The 14037-nt window shown below is 72.4% G+C and carries 10 protein-coding genes, 1 tRNA gene and 2 pseudogenes; 10 read left to right on the top strand and 3 right to left on the bottom strand.

Annotated elements, in window-relative coordinates; translation table 11 throughout:
- Positions 1–46: 46 nt before the first annotated feature.
- The 9 genes and pseudogenes from ACIGJO_RS19365 to ACIGJO_RS19325 all read left to right on the top strand — a co-directional run.
- Positions 47–1168 (top strand): annotated as a pseudogene (locus ACIGJO_RS19365) (ROK family protein); the annotation flags it as partial.
- 197 nt (positions 1169–1365) lie between these two features.
- Positions 1366–1806 carry a hypothetical protein gene (locus ACIGJO_RS19360; RefSeq protein WP_399959495.1) on the top strand — a complete coding sequence of 147 codons (441 nt, stop codon included), beginning with the start codon at positions 1366–1368 and terminating at the stop codon, positions 1804–1806.
- A 235-nt stretch (positions 1807–2041) separates the two neighbouring features.
- Positions 2042–3076, top strand: a complete 1035-nt coding sequence (locus ACIGJO_RS19355; RefSeq protein WP_399959493.1) for a hypothetical protein — start codon at positions 2042–2044, stop codon at positions 3074–3076.
- A 44-nt stretch (positions 3077–3120) separates the two neighbouring features.
- Positions 3121–3885 carry a GntR family transcriptional regulator gene (locus ACIGJO_RS19350; RefSeq protein ID WP_399959491.1) on the top strand — a complete coding sequence of 255 codons (765 nt, stop codon included), beginning with the start codon at positions 3121–3123 and terminating at the stop codon, positions 3883–3885.
- 156 nt (positions 3886–4041) lie between these two features.
- Positions 4042–4386, top strand: a pseudogene (locus ACIGJO_RS19345) (FAD-dependent oxidoreductase); the annotation flags it as partial.
- A 291-nt stretch (positions 4387–4677) separates the two neighbouring features.
- Positions 4678–5466, top strand: a complete 789-nt coding sequence (locus ACIGJO_RS19340; protein WP_399959489.1) for an HAD-IIA family hydrolase — start codon at positions 4678–4680, stop codon at positions 5464–5466.
- A gap of 82 nt (positions 5467–5548) precedes the next feature.
- Positions 5549–6100: a hypothetical protein gene (locus tag ACIGJO_RS19335; RefSeq protein ID WP_399959487.1), complete on the top strand. Its 552-nt coding sequence runs from the start codon at positions 5549–5551 to the stop codon at positions 6098–6100.
- Between the two features lies 1 nt (position 6101).
- A complete protein-coding gene (locus ACIGJO_RS19330) occupies positions 6102–6821 on the top strand; it encodes a class F sortase (RefSeq protein ID WP_399959485.1) in 720 nt (239 codons plus the stop codon).
- Between the two features lie 126 nt (positions 6822–6947).
- Entirely contained in the window at positions 6948–7997 is a 1050-nt protein-coding gene (locus ACIGJO_RS19325; RefSeq protein WP_399959483.1) for a glycoside hydrolase family 6 protein, read from the top strand.
- A 36-nt stretch (positions 7998–8033) separates the two neighbouring features.
- Here the strand turns inward: ACIGJO_RS19325 and ACIGJO_RS19320 are convergent, their stop codons facing one another.
- The 3 genes from ACIGJO_RS19320 to ACIGJO_RS19310 all read right to left on the bottom strand — a co-directional run bounded on the left by ACIGJO_RS19320 (position 8034) and on the right by ACIGJO_RS19310 (position 12540).
- Positions 8034–9968: a galactose oxidase-like domain-containing protein gene (locus ACIGJO_RS19320; protein ID WP_399959481.1), complete on the bottom strand. Its 1935-nt coding sequence runs from the start codon at positions 9966–9968 to the stop codon at positions 8034–8036.
- Complete coding sequence (locus tag ACIGJO_RS19315; protein WP_399959478.1) at positions 9965–11908, bottom strand: glycosyltransferase; 1944 nt, start codon at positions 11906–11908, stop codon at positions 9965–9967. The genes ACIGJO_RS19320 and ACIGJO_RS19315 overlap by 4 nt, the downstream gene beginning before the upstream one ends.
- Before the next feature lie 558 nt (positions 11909–12466).
- Positions 12467–12540 (bottom strand) — tRNA-Lys (locus tag ACIGJO_RS19310).
- Positions 12541–12725: 185 nt separating this feature from the next.
- Here ACIGJO_RS19310 and ACIGJO_RS19305 point away from each other — a divergent pair.
- On the top strand, positions 12726–14018 hold the full coding sequence (locus tag ACIGJO_RS19305) for a peptidoglycan-binding protein (protein WP_399959476.1): 1293 nt from the start codon (positions 12726–12728) through the stop codon (positions 14016–14018).
- Positions 14019–14037 lie beyond the last annotated feature (19 nt).

The raw sequence follows: 14037 nt of genomic DNA, 5'->3' as shown, positions 1-14037 counted from the left end.
TAAGCAACGCTGTTGCCAAAGTGCAAGCAACCGGCACAATGGGGTGGTGAACAGGACCGATACGAGGAACGACGCCAGGAACGGAGCCGGGGCCAACCTTCCGACGCTGCGCCACCACAACGCCGCGCTCGTGCTGGACCTGCTGCGCGCGGCGGGCGCGGCGGGCATCAGCCGCCTCGAACTCGCCGGGCGCACCGGGCTCACCCCGCAGGCCGTCAGCAAGATCACGGCCCGGCTCCGGGCGGAGGGCCTGGCCGCCGGGGCGGGCCGCGGTGCCCCCACGGGCGGCAAGCCCCGCACCCTGCTGCGGCTCGTCCCGGAGGCGGGATACGCGGTCGGGCTGCACCTGGACCGCGACGAGCTGACCGCCGTCCTGGTCGACCTGGCCGGTACGGCCGTCGTGGCCCGGACGGCGCCGCTGGACCTCGGCGCCCCGGCCGACGAGGTGCTCGCGGGCGCGGTGGAGGCGGTACGGGGCGTGAGCGCCGCCGGCCCGGAGCGCCGGGTGCTCGGGGTGGGCGTGGCCATGCCCGGCCCCCTGGACCACCGCGCGGGAGTGCTGCACCGCGTCACCGGCTTCCCGCAGTGGGACGGGTACCCGCTGCGCGATGTCCTCGCCCGGCGCACGGGGCTGCCCGTGGTCCTCGACAAGGACACCAACGCCGCCGCCCTGGGCCTCGCGCTGGGAGCGCCGGACGCGGGTGACTTCGCCTACCTGCACCTGGGGACCGGGCTGGGCGCGGGGCTCGTCCTCGGCGGTGAGGTGTACCGGGGGGCGCGTACGGGGGCCGGGGAGTTCGGACACCAGACCCTTGTGCTCGACGGGCCCCTGTGCGGCTGCGGGGGGCGCGGCTGCGTCGAGGCGCTGTGCCTGGCCGCCGAGGCCCGGGGCGACCGGGCACAGGCCGCGCGGGTGCTGGGGACCGGCGCCGCCAATCTGATCGGGCTGCTCGACATCGGCCGGGTGGTGCTGGGCGGGCGCACGGTGGCCGCCGACGAGGACGCGTACGTACGCGGGGTGCGCGCCGTGATCGAGGAGCGCGCCCGGCGGGACGGGACCGGGCGGCCCGTACCCGTCACCGTCGCCGGGGGAGGCGACCGGCCGGTCGCGGAGGGCGCCGCCCAACTGGTGCTCGCGCCGCTGTTCGGACGGGTGGGCGGCGTGGGGGACTTCGCGGGCCGGGGCACGGGGCCGGGGCCGGAGCCGGTTCGAAGTCAGGGTCCGGGGTCGGCTCCGGTTCCGGGCCCGGAGCCGGGCCCAGGTCCGGGCTCGGGTCCGGAACGGGGTCCGCTGACGCCGGGTGGCACAGTGGCGCAGGGCGGCCGGGCCGCCGGATGCGACACGGGGCGGACGGGGGCGGGTTCGTGGGAGTGATCGAGCGGCTGTGGGCGGCGGGGGAGATGCCGTACACCGACGCGCTCTACCGGCCGGACGACACCGCCGTGGAGGTGTGTGTCGACGGCCCCGGGGCCTACCACCCGGACGCCGGGCAGCCGATTCCCTTCCGGCTCGGCGGGCCGGTCGACGTGGCCCGCGCCATCGAGGAGGACGGCACCACCGAGGCGGACACGTACTTCGACAGCCCGCTTCCGGACGGATCGGGCTGGATGTGCGGCGGCGGCAGCGGGATGGGCAACGTCGGCTGTCTCGCCCGTCTGAACGCCGACCGCTCCTTGCGGTGGGTGGCGGTGATGTGGAGCTCCAACCCCTTCCTGGGGGTGCGCTACGACGGCGCGACCGCCGTCTTCACCAACGACTGGGGAAACCTGCTGACGCTCGACCTGACGGTCCCCGCTCTGGCCTGATCGCGGATGGGGCCGTCGCGGATCGGGCCCGAGGGCCCCTTCCCTTCCGGCCCCTTGCGGCCCGTGCCCGCTCCGGCCCGATCCCGCGTGTGCCCGCGTGTGCCCGCGTGTGCCCGCCGTACGGGCGACGCCCCGGCATGTCGCCACCGTGTCACCGCGCGCGCGTGGCAGCGTCGCCGTCCACAGCCGGTGGCCCCCGCCCCGGCCGTTCGCGAGCAGCAAAGGGTGTCCCCCTATGCCCCCCAATCCCCCCGCACGACTGCGCGACGGCCGTGCCTTCACCACGTTCGGACTGGCCGCCGGTCTCGCCGTGCCCGCCGCCCTCCTCGGCGGCACTCCGGCCGCCTCCACGGACCGGGCGGTCATGCCTGTCGCCGCTTCCGCCCCGGCTTCCGCCCCCGCCCCGTCCGCCCCCGGACGGCAGTCCGCCTGCGGTGACCGGACGGCCAGGGACTTCCCCATCGACACCCGGATCCACGGCGGCCCGGACACCTACGCCTCCGGCGGTGGCTACGGCACCTGGTACCTGGACCTCACCAACACCACCTCCGAGCCGTGTCCCGCCATCCACCCGGTGCTGGTCCTCACCGACGAGGACCGGAAGCTGACCGCCGACCAGATCCAGCTGAAGTTCTCCGAGCGCGCCGCTCCCGGCACGGAGCACCGGGTGACCTGGGAGACCACGGACCGCGACGAGCAGATCGGGGTCTTCGGCGGCGACGGGCCGGACGAGGAGTTCTCCGGCTTCACCGTGCCCGCCGGACGTACCGTCACCGTCCGGGTCCGGATGGCCTTCACCTCCGACACCCGGCCCGGCAGGGTGACCGCCAACGCCGCCGTCGTCCAGCGCCGCCCCGGCAGGGCCCCCGGCAGGGCGACCGGCGAGGCCCCCGGCGCGGTGGACGGGGACTGGGTGGGGGAGTCGGAGGACTACCCCTTCGCGATCGTCGAGGGCGGCCCCGACGGCGGCCGCGAATCCGGCGACACCGACACCACCGACACCGGCACCCGCAGCGATACTGGCACGGACGCGGACGCGGATACGGGTACGCCGGACACGGCCACCGACCCCGACCCCGACCCCGGCACCGACGGCACGGCGCCCCGCCCCGACACCCCCCTCCGCGACGCCGCCGGGAACCCCCTGCCCGAGCTCGCCCGCACCGGGTGGGACGGGGCGGTCCCGGCCGGGATCGCCGCGGGCGCGCTGTTCGTCGGCGGGTCGGCCATGGTGGTCCGGGTCCGGCGGACGCGCCGCACCCACGGCTGAGCGCGCGCACCTCCCTGTTCATGTACGTCTGCCACCATCGGGCCGTGGACTACCCGAACGACCAGGCACCTGGCGCACCGATCCGCTCCGGCATCCCGGAGCACGGACGTATCCCCAAGTACTACGCCGTGAAGGCCCGTATCTCGCTCCTGGTGGACGAGCTGGGCGAGGGCGGCGCGCTGCCCACCGAGCGGGATCTCGCCCTGCGGTACGAGGTGTCGCGCGAGACGGTGCGTCAGGCGCTGCGCGAACTCCTGCTGGAGGGGCGGCTGCGCAGGCAGGGGCGGGGCACCGTGGTCGCCGGGCCCAAGCTGGAGCAGCCGCTCTCGCTGGCCAGTTACACCGAGGGCGTCCGCCGCCAGGGCCGGCGGCCCGGCCGTCATCTCATCGGCCTCGACCGCTTCCCCTGCCCCGAGGCGATCGCCACCGAGATCGGGGTCACGCGCGGCGAACCCGTCTGGCACCTGGAGCGGGTGCTGCTCGCCGACGACGAACGGGTCGGCCTGGAGAGCACCTACGTCTCCGTCGCCCGCGTTCCGGAACTGGACACGCGGTTCGACCCGGACTCCTCCTTCTACGCCTACCTCCACGACCGGCTCGGGGTCTCCTTCGGCGACGCGGACGAGCGGATCGAGACCGTGCTGGCGACCCCGCGCGAGGCGCTGCTGATCGGTACGCCGCCCGCGCTCCCGATGCTGCTGCTCCACCGGCTCTCGCGGGACACCGAGGGGCGCCCCCTGGAGCGGGTGCGGACCCTGTTCCGCGGCGACCGGTTCTCCTTCACCGCGCACCTGGGCAGCCGGGGCTGACCCGCCGCGCACCACGATCCCTACTTCGATAACGAGAACATAACGGGTCTGGTCCAAGCTTGGGTGGTCGTTCACCGTCCCGTTGCCGTACGGATTCGAACGGGTCACCGGCCCCGAGGAGCGTGGCCGTCGTGAGAGTCATCGTCGTAGGAGCCGGAGATCGCGGTCGCCGAGGCGGCCGTCGCCCGGCGACGCGGCGGCCCGCGCTACCGGCTGCTCACCGCCGACGCGGCCCGCGCGGTCAACCCCGCCCTGCGCGGCACCTTCACCGGCGCCCTGTGGTGCGGGCGGGACGCGGCCGTCGAGCCGCGCACCGCCCAACTGGCCCTGAAGGAAGCGCTGCCGGCCTCCGGCCGGTACACCTCCCTCGGTGGCCGTGAGGTCCGGGAGGTGGTCGCCGCCGCCTCCGTGCGCGACGACCACGGCGACATCCGCACCGGCGACGCCGTCATCCTGGCCGCCGGCGCCTGGCTCGGCGGCATTGGCGCCCACCTGGACGGCTACGTCGACGCGTGGAAGTCGGCCACCGGCAGCTGACCGCGCCCGATGCCCCCCGCACGGTTCGCGCGTCCGCCGGACTGTCGCGAAAGGGTAACGGGTCTGGACCCGCGTGCGGCCCCCCGCTCCCGGGCGGGGAGCCGTACGCCCCCCACCGCGCACCCGGCGCGGGCCGACCGGCACCCCTCGCGCGGCACCCCTCTAAAATCGGGGACGTCGGCGCTGCACAACGCGGTGCCGCCGGCGTCCCGGCACCTCGCGTGCACAGCGTACGTACGGCAGGAGTCCCGTCACATGGCAGAGCGCAAGCCGATCGAATCCTGGCTCACCGACATGGACGGTGTCCTCATCCACGAGGGCACCCCGATCCCCGGCGCGGATGCCTTCATCAAGCGGCTCAGGGAATCCGGGCTGCCCTTCCTGGTCCTCACCAACAACTCCATCTACACCGCGCGCGACCTGCACGCCCGGCTCAACCGCATGGGCCTGGACGTTCCGGTGGAGAACATCTGGACCTCCGCCCTGGCCACCGCGCAGTTCCTGGACGACCAGCGCCCCGGCGGCACCGCGTACGTCATCGGCGAGGCCGGGCTCACCACCGCCCTGCACGACATCGGGTACGTCCTGACCGACCACGACCCGGACTACGTGGTGCTCGGCGAGACCCGTACGTACAGCTTCGAGGCGCTGACCAAGGCGATCCGGCTGATCAACGGGGGCGCCCGCTTCATCTGCACCAACCCGGACGAGACCGGCCCCTCCGCCGAGGGCCCGCTGCCCGCCACCGGGTCCGTCGCCGCCCTCATCACCAAGGCGACCGGCAAGGCCCCGTACTTCGCGGGCAAGCCCAACCCGCTGATGATGCGGACCGGGCTGAACGCCATCGGCGCGCACTCCGAGACCAGCGCCATGATCGGCGACCGGATGGACACGGACGTCCTGGCGGGCCTGGAGGCGGGCATGCAGACCTTCCTGGTGCTCACCGGTCTCACGACGCTGGCGGACGTCGACCGGTACCCGTTCCGGCCGTCCAACGTCGTCGACTCCATCGCCGATCTGGTCGAGCTCGTCGACCCGAGCTGAGGCCGGTCCGCGGTCGCCCGACCGGGCGACTGCGGATGCGGAAAGCGGCCGCACGCGTGAACCTTCCAACAGGAGGTTCACGATGCGTTCCATATCCCTCACGTTCTGTGCCGCGGCGGCGGTCGCGGCGGCCGTACTGCCCGCGTCCGCCGCCGCGGCCGTCCCTGCCGGCGACGAAGACCACGGTTCGGTCTCCGTGACCCCGTCCACCGTCGCCCCGGGCGGGGAGGTGCAACTCTGGGTCGACATCTGCGGCAAGGGCAAGCGGGCCAAGGGAGAGTCCGAGGCCTTCGTCACCGAGGCCCACTTCTCGCCCGCCGACGGGAAGGGCCTCTTCGCCGAGGCCACGATCCGCTCCGACGCCGCCCCCCGCTCCTACGAGGTCCGGGTGACCTGCAAGGACGGCAAGGGCAGGGCCACCGGCACGCTCACCGTCATGCACCACGGCCGCCCCTCGCCCGTCGCGCCCGTCCGGGCCGGCGGCGGCGGCACCGCGACGCTCGCGGAGGACCAGGCCGCCCGGTCGGACGGACCCGGCACCCGGCACGCGGTGACCGGACTCGTGCTCGCCGCCGTCGCGGCCGTCGCCGTTGCCTTCCGCACCGTGCGCCGCCGCCGCCCGGCCGCGGACTGACGTGTCCGCCACGGACCGCCCGGCAGGCACCGGGCGGTTGCTCACCGGAGTGGCCTGGGCGGTCCTGCTGCTCGGCCTCTGGCTCTGGGGCCGCGAGGCCGGCGACGGCGGCGGCAGCTCCGCCCCCACCACCGGCGATGTCGCCGCGGTCGGACGCCCCCTGGGCGTCCCGCTGCCCCCGGCGCACGACCCCCTCGACGGGGCGCCGCCGCAGAGCGTCGAGATCCCCTCCGTGGGGATCGACGCACCTGTCGTCCCGCGCGGCCTGGACCGGGCGGGAGCGATCGACCCGCCCCCGTACACGGCACCGCGGACCGTCGGCTGGTACGGCGGCGGCACCGAGCCCGGCACCGAGGGCGCGGCCCTCTTCGTCGGCCATGTGGACACCGAGACCAAACCGGCTGTCTTCTACGGCCTCAGCGCCGCCCGCCCGGGGGAGAAGGTCCGGGTGACCAGGGCTGACGGCAGGATCGCCGAGTTCACCATCGACGACGTCCAGGTCTTCACCCGGGAACGCTTCGACGCCCGGAAGGCGTACGGGCCGCGCGAGGACGGCCGGGCGGAGCTCCGGCTGATCACCTGCGGCGGCACGTACGACCGCGGCACCCGCTCGTACACCGCGAACGTGGTGGTCTCGGCGTATCTGACCGGTGAGAAGAAGGCCGGGGAACAAGCCGGGGCGCAGGCCGGGAAGCGGGCCGGGGCCGGGAGCCGCGCCTGAGCCGCGTCACCGTGGCCGCCGGGCGGCCTCATGGGCCGGTACCGCTGTGCCAGGATGGATCCGGCCGGCGGTACATCGGCGTGAGCGGTGGAAGACGGTGCGGGCAGTGCACCCAAGGGGGAGTGGATGTACGGCAGTTACCCGGGCGGGTCCGGAAAGCCCGCGCGTGCGGGAGCCGGCCTGCGGGCCGGAACGGCGGCCGCGGTCGGCGCCGCCCTGCTGCTGTCGGCATGCTCGTCCTCCGACGACGGCGGCGGCAGCGACGGCGGCCCGGCGGCCGTCGGACAGCAGCCCGGGGACAGCGCCCCCTTCTGGGTCAACCCCGACGGGAAGGCCGCCCGGCAGGCCGCCGCGTACACCGAGGACGGCGACACCGAGAAGGCCGAGCTGATCAGGAGGATCGCGCGCCGGCCGGCCGGCGAGTGGATCGGACCGGACAACGCCGAGGCCGAGGTGGAGGGGCTCACCGAGGCGGCGGCGAAGGCCGGCCGGGAGGCGCTGCTGGTCCTCTACAACATCCCGCACCGCGACTGCGGCCAGTTCTCCAGGGGCGGCGCCGCCGACGGCAACGCGTACCGCGCCTGGCTGGACGGCGTCGCCCAGGGCATCGGCGACCGCCGGGCCACGGTGGTCCTGGAGCCCGACGCCCTGCTCCACCTGGTCGACGGCTGCACGCCCCAGCAGTTCCACGAGGAGCGGTTCGACCTGCTGAAGGGCGCGGTCCAGCGGCTGAAGCGGCAGCCCGGCACCACCGTCTACATGGACGCGGGCAACGCGGGCTGGCAGTCCCCCGACGCGCTGTTCCAGCCGCTCCGGCGGGCCGGTATCGCCGCAGCCGACGGCTTCGCGGTGAACGTCTCCAACTTCCGGACGACCGCCGACAGCACGGACTTCGGCAAGAAGCTCTCGGCGAAGGTCGGCGGCAAGCCCTTCGTCATCGACACCAGCCGCAACGGCAACGGCCCCTCCCCGGACGGTGACCCCGCCCAGAGCTGGTGCAACCCGCCGGGCCGCGCGCTGGGCGAGCCCCCGACCACCCGGACCGGCGACGACCTGGTCGACGCCTACCTCTGGATCAAGCGCCCGGGGGAGTCGGACGGTGAGTGCCGGGGCGGCCCGAAGGCGGGCGAGTGGTGGCCCGAGTACGCACTGGGCCTGGCCCGCGCCGCGGAGTAGCCCCGCGCCGCGGAGCCCCGCCCCGGCCGGTGGTGCCTACGGCACCTCCACCCATGTCCCCTCCGAGGGCGTGCCCTTGTCGTCGGTGACGAACAGCAGGTACCAGCCCGACGGCACCAGCGCCCGGTTCCCCGGCACCTTCACCGTGATCCCGTCCGCCGACTTCTCCAGCTCCAGTGCCACCGAGCGCTGATCGGTGTCCGTGACATGGGTGACCGCGCTGGGCCGCATCAGCTTCGCCGAGGTGATCGACGAGGCGTGCCGGGTCGTGAACATCCCCTTCCCGCCGCGCCGGACGGTCCTGGGGCCCGCCGTCAGCTCCGGCCGCGAGTCGCGGTACAGATACGGCGGTGTGTAGATCTCGATGCGCTGCTCGAAGGTGCCGGGACGGGTGTTGTCCCGGTCCGAGTAGAGCGGGTCGGAGCCGAAGATCATGACCCGGCCGTCCGGCAGCAGCACCGAACCGGAGTGGTAGTTGCGCCCTACCGCCGGGTCCGCGACCCGCCGGTAGGTGTCGGACTTCGCGTCGTACATCCGGGCCTGGAGCACATCGGAGCCGCCCCGCCCCCGGTAGTCGCCGGAGCCGCCGGTGACCAGCACGGAGTCGTCGGGCAGCAGCGAGGCGCTGGGGTAGCGGGTGCCCTCGGCGAGCGGGGCGCCGTCGGTGAACTCCGGCTTCCCGGCCCCGAGGTCGACCAGCCGGGACTTCTCGCTGGACTCCTCGGACTCGCCGACCCCGCCGCCGCCGATCACCATGAACTTCTCGTCCTGGGCCGGAGGCAGCCGTACGGTCGCGGAGGTCTCCATCCTGTCCGGGTCGCCGAGCCCGGGGACCTCGGTGAACGTGTCGGTCGCCAGGTCCCAGACGCCGGGCGCGCGGCCGACGTCCGCCGGGCCGTAACCGGCGTTGGAGCCGGAGTAGAAGAGCCTGCCGTCGTTGAGCAGGAAGACCGCGGGGTAGGTGGGGAACTTCCGGACGATGCCGGTGTACTCCCACTTCTTCGTCTCCGGGTCGTAGATCTCGTCCTTGCCGGGGACGATCTGCCCGATCTCGTCGAGGCCGGAGAGGGCGAGGACCCTGCCGTCCTTGAGCGTGGTCAGCGTCGGATACCAGCGGGCCTCGTTCATCGGGTCGACGCTGATGTACTTCTCCGCGACCGGGTCGAACTCGAAGGCTTCCCTGATTCCCTGGAAGTCCTTCTTGTCCAGGGCGAGTTTCTGGGCGATCCCGTAGACGTTACGGGTGTCGGAGCCGGACAGGCCCGCGACCCGGTAGTTGTCCTCGGTGCCCGTCCCGTACTTCGCACCGGACTTCTGGGCCTCGACGTAGATCCGGCCGAGCCCGGGGTCGTTGCGCAGGAAGGCGCCGGTGTTCCGGTCGAAGACCTTGGTGGCCTTCTCGACCAGCACCGGGTCCTTGGAGACGAAGGTCCTGCCGTTCTCCTTGCCGGTGAACCGGGTGCCCGCGGGCAGGGTGACCGGCTTGTCCGGGTCCTCGTTGTGGACGATCATCAGGCCGCCGGCCTTGGTGACATCGCCCTTGAGCTTCTCGTAGCGCTTGGTGCCGCCGGCTATGAGCAGCTTGCCGTCGGGCAGTTGGGTATGCCCGGCGCAGAACATGTCCTTGGGCGTGGGTATGTCGGTGAACGCGTTCGTCCTCGGGTCCCACAGCACCGAGCGGAAGCTCTTCGCGTCGAAGTTCTTCTGGTTGTTCCCGGAGCCCGCCACGAGCAGCACCTTGCCGGTGTGCAGGAGCGCCGCGTGGATCGTGTTGATCCGGAACCCGGCCGGGACGTCCAGGAAGTCCCAGTGGCCGTTGGCGGCCTTGTACTCCGGCCTGTCGATCGCGTACTCGTGGTAGCGCTCGGTGCCGAAGCGGTACAGCCACGGCCCGTTCGCTCCCGCGAGCGCCAGAACCACCGCCGTACTGATCGCCAGGCGGCGGGTACGGCGGCTCGGACGGTACTTCATTTCTTACGTCCCCCAAGGGCGATCTGCATGGTCTGGTCGTCGGGGTCGCCGGCCGCACGGCCCCGCTCCCGCGGCGAGGGGTCCTGCCGCGCGGGATTCCGCCGCGGTGCGGCGTGGCTGCCCCGGTGGGATCCGGTCCGGCGCTTCTTCCGCTCGGCGCGGACCGTGTACCGCCAGCCGAGGATCGGGGCCGCGGTGATCAGCAGCGCCAGGGACGCCCAGGTCAGCATCGCGGGATGGCTGTGGCCGAGGAAGAACGAGGCGGCGATGGACCCGCCGAAGACCAGGATGAAGAACAGGTGGATGCGGAAGGTGCCGAAGAGGGTGTCCGGGCTGGAGGAGTCGCCCTTGGGCGTCACCACGAACGAGCTCCTGCGGCGCAGCACCGCGTCCATCAGGGAGCGCGCGTAGATCGGCGCGGAGAGCGCGGACATCACCATGCCGGCCAGTCCGCCGGAGCCCTCGGGCTCGTGCGGGCTGACGTTGTGGCGGCGGTTCCAGACGTACAGCCCGATCTGGAGCGCGGAGGCGTTGCCGTACAGCATCATCCAGATCGTCGGGTCGATCTGCACACCGGAGGCGCCCATGCCCAGGAACAGCGCGCAACTGAGCGCCGCCAGGATCCAGTTGAGGGCCGACATCGGATAGAAGATGATCATCATCGTGTAGTTGAAGAGCTTGCCCGCGGGGAGCGTGCCGAAGCCCTTCCAGTACTGCTTGAGGATCGTCTCGTACGTTCCGCGCGACCAGCGGAGCTGCTGGGTGAAGAAGTCCGTCCACGCGGTCGGGCCCTCGCCCACGGCCAGCACGTCCGGGGTGTAGACCGAGCGCCACTTGCGGCCGGTCGCCGGGTTGCGGTGGCGGTGGATCTCGAAGCCGGTGGCCATGTCCTCGGTGATCGAGTCGTACAGCCCGCCGATCTGCTTCAGGGCCGAGATCCGTACGGCGTTGCTCGTGCCCACGAACATCGGGGCGCCGTAGCGGTTGCCGGCGCGCTGGATCAGGGCGTGGAAGAGGAACTGCTGGGACTCGGCGGCCTTGGTGACGAAGGTGTCGTAGTTGCCGTAGACCTGCGGACCGATGACGAAGCCGATGTCCGGGTCGCGGAAGTAACCGAGCATCCGCTCCAGGTAGTTGGGCATCGGTATGTGGTCGGTGTCGACGGAGGCGAAGAAGTCGTAGTCGCCGCCGTGCGCGTCGAGCCAGGCGTTGTAGTTGCCGTGCTTCGTCTTCGCCCGGTGCGGCCCCTCGGCCTGGTTCCAGTGCGCCACGCCCTTGCGGGAGAAGTGGTGCACACCGAGGCGGGCGCAGACCTCCTTGACGGCCGGGTCGTCGCCCTCGTCCAGCAGCCAGACGTGCATCGGCCCGCGGTGCCGGACGCGTACGGCGGCCTCCAGGGTCTTCGTCACCATCTCCAGGGGCTCCTTGCCCGGGACGAAGGAGGTGAGGAAGGCGACCCTGGTGCCGGACTCCGGCACGACCGGGACCGGGTCCCGGGCGACGAGCGTGGCGTGCGCGTTCGACAGGACGTTCATCGTGCGGAAGAGCTCGATCAGACCGATCGAGACCAGCATGACGATGTCGAGGATCAGCAGGGTGTCGTTCTTGAGGTTCGGGTCGCGGTCCGTCCAGTGGCCGGGCTGCATCAGCCAGGCGAAGAGGCCGAGCGAGACCAGCGGAGCCGCGCAGAGCAGGAGGGCCGCGCGGATCCGGTGCGGTTCCTGGGAGAGCAGGGAGCGGTACCGGACGGTGTACGGCCTGCCGGGATCGGGCTGGGTCAGTGGCCCGGCGAGCCGGCTGTAGTGCTCGTAGTCGTAACGCGGCAGCGGCACCCTCGCCCGCCGCCGCTGTCCCCCGGCCCGCGGCTGCGGCGGTATCCGTAGCTGTGTGGTCCGGGAAGGGTCGTTGTCCTGTCGGTCGCCCGGCGGCGTCGACGTCATTGGGTCATCCCCCCGCACGCGTGCTGGTGCGTGATCGGTCGGTCACTTCGTGTGCGGTGGGTCCCCCGGTCGTTCACCGCGCACGCACTTCGTGGGTGGCCACCGTTCCCCCACAGACAGGGAAGTGCGGCCTTCCGGTTGCATGACGCCCTCTCGGTATTCGTTCCTGGGCGAGGCTCCCACCCCGCGGTGCGCACAACCGGACTGTCACGCTCTGTTGCCCCAACTGGTCGGAGAAAAGGCCCCCTTGAAGCCTCCGGCGCCGCTTCCGCGAAGCCGTCGGCACCCAGACAGGTTGGCCGACCTCGGGCGTTCTCGCAAGGGTGAAACAAGATGCTTACCGGCCATATGCGCAATTTGGGTGGCCCCTGTGGAGGGGCTGTGCAGACATGGTCATGAGCACCCTGCGACCGCCCGGTTACTGCCCGGTGATGATGTGAATCCCGTGAGGGGGCCGTGTGTGCACCTCGGGTGCGACACGCTCCGTGTGCGACGGTCGGAAGCGGCGGCAAACGAACAAGGCCCCCTCACGTTGAGTGAGGAGGCCTTGACCATGCGTGCGCCGTCAGGGACTCGAACCCCGGACCCGCTGATTAAGAGTCAGCTGCTCTAACCAACTGAGCTAACGGCGCCTGCTGACCTGGAGAACTCTACCCGACCTCCGGGCGTGCTCAGAACCATTTCCCAGCCGCCACGCCCCGTCAGATCGTCGTTTTTTCTCATTGGTCCGTCAAAATGCGATATGTCAGGAGGGTTGAGACACTGACGCCCGTTGCAGATGCGCCCAAAGATCTTGACGAGTGCGGAGGGGAATCGCATGACTGTGCCGGTCTTCGAGGAGTACGAACCCACCATCGACTGCACCTGTGCGGGGTGTGCCGTGCGGCGGCGCACCGCCGCCGGGGCCCTGCCGGTACGCCACGGCGGCCACCCGGCGGCGCACGGCGCACGCCGTGCGCTGGCCCTGGTCACCGCCGCCGGGGTGTGCCTGTCCGGCGGAGCCGTCGAGGCGGCGGTCGCGGCCGGCCACGCCACCGGATCCGCCCGGACGGACGAGAGCGCCGATCCCGAACCGGCCACCCCGCAGGGCGAGACGGGACCGCTGAAGGGCGCCGGGGCGTCCGGACCACCGTCCGCCACGTCGGGCCTGCGCAGGACCACCCGGGCCGACATCATCAACCGGGCCAAGAAGTGGGTGTCCGCGAAGGTCCCGTACAGCATGGAGAAGTACTGGTCGGACGGGTACCGCCAGGACTGCTCCGGCTTCGTGTCGATGGCCTGGAACCTCGGCGGCAACGAATGGACCGGGAGCCTCGCCGCGTACGGCACACGGATCTCCCGCTCGGAGCTCCAGCCCGGCGACATGCTGCTCTTCCACAACCCGGCCGACCCGTCCAGGGGCTCCCACGTCACGATCTTCGGCGGCTGGACCGACCACACGCACAAGCAGTACATCGCCTACGAGCAGGCGCGCCCGAAGACGCGCAAGCAGGCGACCCCCATGGCGTACTGGAACAACTCCGACCGCTACGTGGCGTACCGCTACAAGGGCCTGACCGGCGGGTCGGGCGGCAGTGGATCGTCCACGGGCTTCCCGGGTGCCGGGAAGTTCGGCCCCGGCGCCGACAACAAGTACGTCACCCAGCTCGGGAAGATGCTGATCGAGCGGGGCGGGAAACGTTTCTACACGGTGGGCCCGGGACCCCGCTGGGGCGACGCGGACAAGCGCGCGACCCAGGCGTTCCAGAAGGCGCAGGGCTGGAAGGGCAAGGAGGCCGACGGCCGCCCCGGCCCGCACACCTGGCGCCTCCTGGTGAACGGCACCGGGCGCGGCATCCCCGCCTCCGGCGCGGGCGGCAGCCCGAATACGGCCGCCGTGTTCCCCGGGCGTGGCTATTTCAAGCCGGGGCAGTCCAACAGCCATGTCGAGCGGCTCGGCAAACAGTTGGTGAAGAAGGGCTACGGAAAGCAGTACGCATCGGGCCCGGGGCCGCGGTGGGGCGAGGCGGACCGCCGCAACATCGAGGCCTTCCAGCGGGCCCAGGGCTGGCGCGGCACCGCGGCGGACGGATACCCCGGCCCGGAGACCTGGCGCCGGCTCTTCGCGTGACGGAACGGACATGACGGAG

Origin of the sequence: Streptomyces sp. NPDC079020 (genome assembly GCF_044542225.1) — a bacterium.
GTDB lineage: Bacteria > Actinomycetota > Actinomycetes > Streptomycetales > Streptomycetaceae > Streptomyces.
The sequence above is the reverse complement of the archived record's forward strand: the minus strand, read 5'-3'. Positions and strand labels throughout refer to the sequence as shown.

What these genes read in the sequence shown, in the direction of transcription:
- ACIGJO_RS19355 (WP_399959493.1), top strand. Translation starts at nt 2,042, where the DNA reads ATGCCCCCCAATCCCCCCGCACGACTGCGCGACGGCCGTGCCTTCACC.
- ACIGJO_RS19340 (WP_399959489.1), top strand. Translation starts at nt 4,678, where the DNA reads ATGGCAGAGCGCAAGCCGATCGAATCCTGGCTCACCGACATGGACGGT.
- ACIGJO_RS19335 (WP_399959487.1), top strand. Translation starts at nt 5,549, where the DNA reads ATGCGTTCCATATCCCTCACGTTCTGTGCCGCGGCGGCGGTCGCGGCG.
- ACIGJO_RS19325 (WP_399959483.1), top strand. Translation starts at nt 6,948, where the DNA reads ATGTACGGCAGTTACCCGGGCGGGTCCGGAAAGCCCGCGCGTGCGGGA.
- ACIGJO_RS19320 (WP_399959481.1), bottom strand. Translation starts at nt 9,968, where the DNA reads ATGAAGTACCGTCCGAGCCGCCGTACCCGCCGCCTGGCGATCAGTACG.
- ACIGJO_RS19315 (WP_399959478.1), bottom strand. Translation starts at nt 11,908, where the DNA reads ATGACGTCGACGCCGCCGGGCGACCGACAGGACAACGACCCTTCCCGG.
- ACIGJO_RS19305 (WP_399959476.1), top strand. Translation starts at nt 12,726, where the DNA reads ATGACTGTGCCGGTCTTCGAGGAGTACGAACCCACCATCGACTGCACC.